Raw genomic sequence first — 7,501 nt, forward strand, 5'->3', positions numbered from 1 at the left:
GTGGAGATCCTTGGATGAGTGAGGTTCAGGAACGGGTGGCCGGACGCAGCGCCAGGAGGTGGCTGCCGGATCCGAGTCGCTCGACGGCCTCCGCGCAGCGCCAGCCGTCCGGGGCGCTGAACAGCCCGGTGGTGCCGGGCGGCAGTACGGCCTTCACCGTGAGGGTGTCGCCGCTGATCGACCAGGCGACGGACGCCGGACCGTACGGAGTGGTGATCGAGGCCTCGGCCGAAGTGAGCGTTGCGCCCGGGCGGGGCGCGATCTCGAGCGTGCGGTAGCCGGGAGAGGCGGGGCGCAGCCCCGCGACGGACCGGTAGAGCCAGGCGGCGACCGCACCGTAGGCGTAGTGGTTGAACGACAGCATCATGCCCGCGTTCTCGACGTCGATGCTGCCGTCGGGCTGGATGGCGTCCCACCGCTCCCACATGGTGGTGGCACCGCGGGCGACCTGGTAGAGCCAGCCCGGGCACTCAGGGTTGAGCAGCAGTTGGTACGCCTCGTCCGTGTGGCCGGTGCCGGTGAGGGCGGGCAGCACGAACGGTGTGCCCAGGAACCCTGTGGCGATGCGTCCGCCGCGGGCGCGCACCAGACCCGCGAGGGCCTTGCCCACGTCGGCGCGCTCGGCGGCCGGCACGATGCCGAACTCGAGGGCGAGCGCACAGCCGGTCTGGGTGGTGCGGGCGTGGTCGCCCCACTTGTGCCAGGCGGCCTCGGCGGTACGCCGGTGCAGGTCCGTGTACCGGTCGGCGTCGTCGAGGTGGCCCAGTTCCCGGGCCGCGTCGGCGAGCAGACGGGCGCTGTGCGCGACGAACGCGGTGGCGACATAGCCGGAGTCGGTGGTGGCCCGCGCCGGATCCTCAGGTGGCGCGGCCGGGTCGAGCCAGTCACCGAGCTGCGCGTTGCCGCTCCAGGTCCCGTCGTCGTCCAGGTGATCGACGGTGAACCCGACCCACGCGCGCATCGCCGCGTAATGCCGGGCCAGCATGCCGTGCCCGCCGTAGGCCTCGAACAGGGCGGCCGGTACGACCGTGGCGGCATCGCCCCAGCCCGCGGCGCCGCCGGCGTGCGGCAGTTCGGCCGGTGGCAGCTCGCCGAGCGGCACATCGGGGACCACCAACGGGACAGCGCCGTCCGGCCGCTGCTCGATGCGGAGATCGGTGAACCAGCTGTCGAGGAAGGACGCGCTGTCGAACGTGGCGCAGGCCGTCGGGGCGAAGGCCATGATGTCCCCGGTCCAGCCGAGCCGCTCGTCCCGCTGCGGGCAGTCCGTGGGCACGGCGAGGAAGTTGCCGCGCTGCGAACGTACGACGTTGGCGTACAGCGTGTTCACGTGCTCGTCGGAGCAGTGGAACTCGCCGATGCGGCGCAGGTCGCTGGCCACCACCTCGACTTCCACCGCCTCGACGGTCACGCCCGGTGAGGCGACGATCTCGGCGTACCGGAAGCCGTGGAAGGTGAACTCCGGCCGCAGTCGGGTCGGGTCGCCGGCCAGGGTGTACTGGTCGGTGGCACGGGCGCCGCGCAGGATGCTCGTCAGCAGACGGCCGTCTCCGTCGAGCACCTCGGCATGCCGGACGGTGATCGTGCCTCCCGCCGGGCCGCCTGCACGGAGCCTGAGCCAGCCGGTGATGTTCTCGCCCGCGTCGACGGCGATCGTGCCGTCGGGCAGGGTGCGTTGCTCGGGCCGGATGACCTGGACCACCCGCACGGGTGGGTGCGCACGTTGCGTCAGCCCCCTGGGCAGGGGGAGTGCGGTGACCTGTTCCCAGTCGTCGTCGACGAAGCCCCGCAGCTGCCAGCACTCCGGCTCGTGCCGCAGATCGTGTTCGCAGCCGTCGTACAGATCCGTCGCCAGCAGACCGCCGTAACCACCCTTCCAGCGGTCGTCCGTGACGACGGTGACCTCGGTGCCGTCGGCCAGGGTGACTTCGAGCTGGGCGAGCAGCGCGGTGGTGTCGCCGTAGACGTTGCGGTTCTTGTGCCAGGTGAGATGGCCGCGGTACCAGCCGTCGCCGACCGCGGCGGACAGGGCGTTCGTGCCGGGGCGGAGCAGGGCGGTGACGTCGTAGGTGGCGTAGAGCAGGCGGTTGGGATAGCTCGTCCAGCCCGGTTCCAGCAGGTCGTCGGAGACGGGCCTGCCGTTGAGCGCGGTGCGGTGCACGCCCAGTGAGGTCACGTACAGGCGCGCGGATACCGGCTCCGCCGGGAGGTCGAACTCCCGGCGGAGCAGCGGTACCGGGCCGGGGGAGGTACGGCCCCGGTCACTGGGGAGGTGGACGGGGCGGGCCGTCCAGTCCTCGTCGTCGAGGAGCGCGGCCTCCACCCGGGCCGGTTCGCTCCAGTCCGTCCACCCGAGGTCGGTGCGGACCCGGACCCGCCAGTACCGGACCTCGCGGCTGCGCAGGGGTTCGGCCGGCCACGGGTGATCGGTCACCGTGTCGGACTCGACCACCCCGCCGGACGAGCTGTCGCTGAAGGACAGGTCGGTCGACACCTGGATCTCGTAGGCGTGTTGCAGGACGTCCGCTCGTTCGCTCGTCAGCGACCACGACAGGCGCGGGGCGGGATACGGGGTGGCCGGCAGACCGGAGTCGTCCTCGGTGTGCAGCCCGACGGCCGACGTCGCTGCGTCCGTCGCGTGGAGTGCCGTACGGCTCGACGTGTTCATCGCTGGAGGTGCCTCCGGAGGAATCGCAGCGTGGACCGGTGCAGCGTGGTGCGGTGCGGGACGGAGCCCCAGGCATGATCCGCGCCCTCGACGATCTCCAGCCGCGCGTTGCCGTCGTAGTGGTCCAGATAGCGGCGTACGTATGCGAGGGGAGCGATGTCGTCCTTGTCGCCGTGCAGGATGTGCACGGGCCCGGTGTACGCGCCGGAGCGCCCGTAGACGTCGAGACCGGCGAGGTCGTCGACGAGAGCGGGGCTGATCCGGTAGCCGTCGGCGTCGAAGTAACCCTTCTCTTCCAGTTCGGGGGCGAGGTCGCGACCCTTGAGACGGCCGCTGCCGACCTCGAAGGGAGCGACGGCAGCCGGGGACCAGAGGCACAGGGCGCTGATCCCGGGCACTTCTGCGGCCGTGATGCCGGCGACCACACCGCCCATGCTCATACCGAGCAGGCCGATACGGCCGGGGTCGGCGAAGTCGAGGGTCCGGACCACCCCCAGTACCGTGCGGGTCTCGTCGATCTCACCGGTGATGGTGACATCGAAGAAGTCACCGTCGCTCTCGCCGTGTCCGGAGAGGTCGAACCGGACCGAGGCGATGCCATGGGACTCCAGAAGCCGGGACATGGCGACGAAGTTCGGCAGTTCGAACCGATTGGACGTGAAGCCGTGCACGAACACCACGGTCGGCCGGCGGGTTCCGGTCGGCCCTTCCGGGATGTGCAGCGTGGAGCGCAGCGTCAGGTCACGGTGACGGAAGTCGTGATGGCGGATCAAGGAGCAGCCTTTTCGGTCGTCTTGAGTACGGAACCACTGCTCAGGTCGGCAGGCGCCGCGGGCTGGGCCGCTCCGGGCAGCCGTGGCACCCAGACCAGGCCGATGACCGCCGAGACCACCGCGAAGCCGAAGAGCAGGCCGAAGAACAGCCGGGTGTGGCCCACGGCGAAGGCAGGTGTGCCCAGCGCGGCAAGACCGGCGACGGCTCGGGTGAAGGCCATGGTCACGCCCGTGGCGGTGGCCCGCAGCAGGGTGGGGAAGAGTTCCTGCGACCAGATCTTGTAGATCGATTCGCCGGCGAAGGCGTTGCCGAGACCGGAGACGAGCATGACGGCGACCAGAGTGAACCTGCCGGGCCCGAACAGGGCCGGCAGCGCCCAGGCGAGGACGATCAGGCCGGTGCCCGCCGCGAACCAGGCGTGCCTGGCCGGTCGGTCGATGACCCGCATGAACACCAGTCCGGCGACGAAGCCCACCGGAAGTCCGAGCAGGGAGAGCTGGGAGAACTGCGCGACCTCTCCCTTGGCCAGAGCGGTCCACAGGAAGGTGCCGAACTGCCCGAGGGTGTTCGCCCCGAGGTTCCAGGTGGCGTAGTAGAGGCCCGTCGCGAACAGGGGGTAGACGGTCGGTGCCCGGAAGAGATCCCGGACGCGGCTGAACTGGATGGTCTCGGCGGCGGCATGCGGGTGTGCGTCGGCGGCCCTGCGTGCGGCGGTCCACTCGGCCGACTCGCGGAGGGTGAGGCGCAGGAGCAGCACGACGACGGCAACGACCAGCAGGTGGGCGAAGAGAATCCGGCCGCCGGACATGCCCTGCGCCCCCATGAAGGAGCTCAGCGTCAGTACGGCCACGATGCCCGCCAGCCAGAGCATGCTGGAGAACACCACCATGGTGCCCTTCTTGCCGGCCGGTGCCTCCTCATTGACGAGGGCGAGCGACACAGGGAGGTCCGCGCCGATGGCCAGACCCGTGACGACCACACCGGCGTAGAGCGGAGCGGGGCCCGTCGCCACGAGGAGCAGCAGGACACCGACGGCGTAAAGAACGAGGGAGAGGGTGAAGACGGTCCGCCGGCCGAACCGGTCGCCCAGTCGGCCGCCGAACAGTGCGCCGACCGCGAATGCCAGGGTCTGCAACCCCAGCAGGGAGCCGATGGTCCCGGGACTGAGCTGGAGCGGTGTGGCGTAGTAGCCGCCGATGGCGATTCCCGACGTCACCAGGGCCGCGGCATCCAGGTACGAGGCCATGCCGGCGAGGGTCGCGGTCTTCCAGGGGTTGTTCGTGGTCTCGTTCAGGCCAGGCATGGGTCCTCTTCGTTGAGTACCGGGGACGGGGACGGGTGGGGACCTGAAGGGCGGTGCCTGGTGGGAGCCCCGACTGCTACTACTAAGAGTTACTTAATCGCGCCACTTAAACGTGTAGGTTGACTGAGCGGGTAAGCTAGCCCGCGATCGTGGGGTTTGGCAAGAGGTCTGTCAGAGGGTGGGATGCATGGCAGGGGTGGCCAGAGGCAGACGGGTGACCAGTGGGGATGTCGCACAGGAAGCCGGAGTCTCGCGCGCGACGGTGAGCTACGTCCTCAACGACACCCCGCACCAGAAGATCGCGGAGGCGACGCGCCGCCGGGTGTGGGAAGCGGCCACTCGCCTCGGTTACGCGCCTTCGGCTGCTGCGCGCACCCTGCGCACCGGGCGCTCGGACATCGTGCTCGGCCTGTTGCCGGACTGGCCGATCCAGCATGTTCTCGGCCGGCTCATCCAGCAGCTGACCAATGCCTTCGCCGAACACGAGCTCACCTTCCTCGTGCACTCGGCGGCCCACCCCGCCCGGCCGTTGCGAGAGATCTGGCGCGCTCTCACGCCGGCCGCCGTACTCGCACTGAACGAGTTTCCCGAGTCCGAGGCCGATGCCATGCGGACGGCAGGCATCGAGGTCGTCATGACGATGCACGGCGCGGCGGCGCGGGACCTCCGCTCCCCGTTGGTGTCGGAGGAACCGATCGGCGCGGTGCAGGCCCGCCATCTCGTCGACTCGCATCACCGGCTCGGCTACGCCTATCCGGACATCGCTCGACTCGATGTCCTGGCCCAGCCCCGACTGGCCGGGGTCCGCCAGGTCTGCGCCGAACGCGGCCTCCCCGAGCCCGAGGTCCGGACCGTCCCTCTGGAGCTGGACGGTGCCGCCGGAGCGGTGAAGGGATGGCTGGCGGCGGACCCGCCGGTGACGGGCATCTGCGCGTTCAATGACGATGTCGCCATGGCTGTCCTGATGGCCGCGCAGTTCCTCGGGCTGCGCGTCCCGCACGACCTCGCCGTGATCGGCGTGGACGACATCCCGAGCTCGGCCCTGCTGCGGCCGTCGCTGACCACCGTCGTCCGCGACACCGATGCCGTCGCGCGCGGTCTGGCGCGCCGCGTCGTCGACGCTCTCGACCGGAAAGAGGCGCCCGCCCACCCCGTCGAGGACGAGCTTCGGGTGCAGGTACGGGACTCCACCTGACCGGCTCTCCGTCACGGCTGCCGACCGACATCGGCGGGCTCGGCTGTGGCCCTGCACCAGCGCGGGGCTGAGATCCAGGGCATCCTCGGCGGTCCGCCAGGAGACGGGCCGGCGAACGGGTCCTCCGGGTTGTCAGGGGGGACCGACCGACAGGTGGAGCGCGCCCGATCCAGTCCAACTCGCCCCTGGCGCACAGCTCCTGACCGACCGTCGGCAAGAACTGAGGGTGCCGCAGGACGCGTGGCGAGACGCGTGCCGGTTCGGGAGACACTCGGCGCGCGGTCTGTCGCGGTGGCCGGAAGGGGGCGTGGCGGCCGAGTGAACGGCGGCCGGTACAGCGTGCGGGGCCGAGGACGCGGCGGACCTCGACGATGTCGTGCCTCCGGCCCACGAAGATGGCACCTGCCCCTCCCGCACGGTCTGGGAGGGGCCGGTGCCCGTGTCCGGGGACGGGTTACGTCAGTTCGTCTCCACCCCGACCGTCAGGGACCCGGCGTATCCGGCAGACGGTGAGCTGCCCAGGGCTGTCAGGGTGAGCAGGCCGGAGCGGGCGCCGCCTCCGTCGTAGATGGAGTCCTGGGTGAGCGTTGTACGGGTGACCGTGTTGCTGCGGTACGGCGCGATCGCCGCGACCGCTCGGGTGACGGACTCGGCGAAGTAGAGCTGCCCGGTGAAGAGTTCCCGGCCGCCGGTGAAGGAGCCGTCGGGGGTGAGCCGGACGTTGACATGGACCTTGAGATGGATGTGGATGCACCGCCCGCGGTACCAGCCCGGGTAGACCGTGGTGATCCGCGCGACGCCGTTGGAGTCCGTCAGTACGCCGCCACGGAGGAAGGTGCCGTTGTCGGGCTCGTTGTGGCCGTTCTCGCCCACGAATCCGGAGTACTCGCCCAGCACGTCCGCGTGCCAGATCTCCACCAGGGCGTTGCTCAGCGGGACGCAGGTGTCGTCGTCGACGACGGTGAGGGTGAGCTGGAACGGGATGCCGGTCTTGTTCTCGCGGATGTTGGAGCGGACGAACTGTCCGTCCAGGTAGTAGGGGCCTTCGGTCATCTCCCTCGTGAGGGTGCAGACGGCCGCGGCGGCCACGGGAGCGGTGTTCCCGGTGTCCGTGTCGGCTGTGGGGGCTTCAGGGGTGACGGCGGCGCCCACGGCCAGGGCTGCGGCTGTGGCGCCGGAGGCGATCAGGACGCTGCGGCGCCCGATCGTGTTCGCCTGTAAGGGCTCTGAAGTGTCTGTCATGTACTCAACAATAGAGCGGAACTTGTGAATCCGCTATGAATTCTGAGAAGTGACATGTTGTCAACTTCCTTATGGAACAAGGGAGTTGAGGGGGAGAGCTCGAGATCCCGGACAAGGTCAGCCCTGCATGGCGTCGCGGACGAGGGCGGTGTCGACGAACTGTTCGAAGCGGACGATGAGTCCGCCGCGTACGGCGAAGTGGTGGGCGACGCGGACGTCGATCGGCTTGCCGGTGGCCTTGTTGGCCGCGGTGTAGCGGGCGAGGACGACGACGTTCTCGCCGTCGACGACGTAGGTGTCGTCGTGGGCGGTCCAGCTG

6 protein-coding genes are annotated in these 7,501 nt (G+C 70.1%); 1 reads left to right on the forward strand and 5 read right to left on the reverse strand.

What is annotated here, in order from left to right; all coding sequences use genetic code 11:
* Nucleotides 1-25: 25 nt before the first annotated feature.
* Genes ACWCRB_RS34220 through ACWCRB_RS34230 form a run of 3 tightly spaced genes read right to left on the reverse strand, consistent with a single transcriptional unit; the run spans nt 26 to nt 4,745 of the window.
* Entirely contained in the window at nt 26-2,668 is a 2,643-nt protein-coding gene (locus ACWCRB_RS34220; RefSeq protein ID WP_450999775.1) for a family 78 glycoside hydrolase catalytic domain, read from the reverse strand.
* The gene (locus tag ACWCRB_RS34225) at nt 2,665-3,441 is read right to left on the reverse strand and encodes an alpha/beta hydrolase (protein WP_450999776.1); all 777 of its coding nucleotides are present in this window, start codon (nt 3,439-3,441) and stop codon (nt 2,665-2,667) included. Before ACWCRB_RS34225 ends, ACWCRB_RS34220 begins: the two co-directional genes overlap by 4 nt.
* Nucleotides 3,438-4,745 carry an MFS transporter gene (locus tag ACWCRB_RS34230; RefSeq protein WP_450999777.1) on the reverse strand — a complete coding sequence of 436 codons (1,308 nt, stop codon included), beginning with the start codon at nt 4,743-4,745 and terminating at the stop codon, nt 3,438-3,440. The genes ACWCRB_RS34225 and ACWCRB_RS34230 overlap by 4 nt, the downstream gene beginning before the upstream one ends.
* 187 nt (nt 4,746-4,932) lie before the next feature.
* Here ACWCRB_RS34230 and ACWCRB_RS34235 point away from each other — a divergent pair, with 187 nt between their 5' ends.
* On the forward strand, nt 4,933-5,940 hold the full coding sequence (locus ACWCRB_RS34235) for a LacI family DNA-binding transcriptional regulator (protein ID WP_450999778.1): 1,008 nt from the start codon (nt 4,933-4,935) through the stop codon (nt 5,938-5,940).
* A 459-nt stretch (nt 5,941-6,399) separates the two neighbouring features.
* On the opposite strand, the gene ACWCRB_RS34240 is transcribed toward ACWCRB_RS34235, so the two are convergent.
* Together ACWCRB_RS34240 and ACWCRB_RS34245 are read right to left on the reverse strand one after the other, a co-directional pair.
* Entirely contained in the window at nt 6,400-7,182 is a 783-nt protein-coding gene (locus ACWCRB_RS34240; protein ID WP_450999779.1) for an intradiol ring-cleavage dioxygenase, read from the reverse strand.
* A gap of 117 nt (nt 7,183-7,299) precedes the next feature.
* Nucleotides 7,300-7,501 (reverse strand): nuclear transport factor 2 family protein (locus ACWCRB_RS34245; protein WP_450999780.1); only part of this gene is annotated, 202 nt, incomplete at its 5' end.

Source organism: Streptomyces sp. NPDC002156, assembly GCF_053593675.1.

What these genes read in the sequence shown, in the direction of transcription:
- ACWCRB_RS34230 (WP_450999777.1), bottom strand. Translation starts at nt 4,745, where the DNA reads ATGCCTGGCCTGAACGAGACCACGAACAACCCCTGGAAGACCGCGACC.
- ACWCRB_RS34235 (WP_450999778.1), top strand. Translation starts at nt 4,933, where the DNA reads ATGGCAGGGGTGGCCAGAGGCAGACGGGTGACCAGTGGGGATGTCGCA.
- ACWCRB_RS34240 (WP_450999779.1), bottom strand. Translation starts at nt 7,182, where the DNA reads ATGACAGACACTTCAGAGCCCTTACAGGCGAACACGATCGGGCGCCGC.
- ACWCRB_RS34220 (WP_450999775.1), bottom strand. Translation starts at nt 2,668, where the DNA reads ATGAACACGTCGAGCCGTACGGCACTCCACGCGACGGACGCAGCGACG.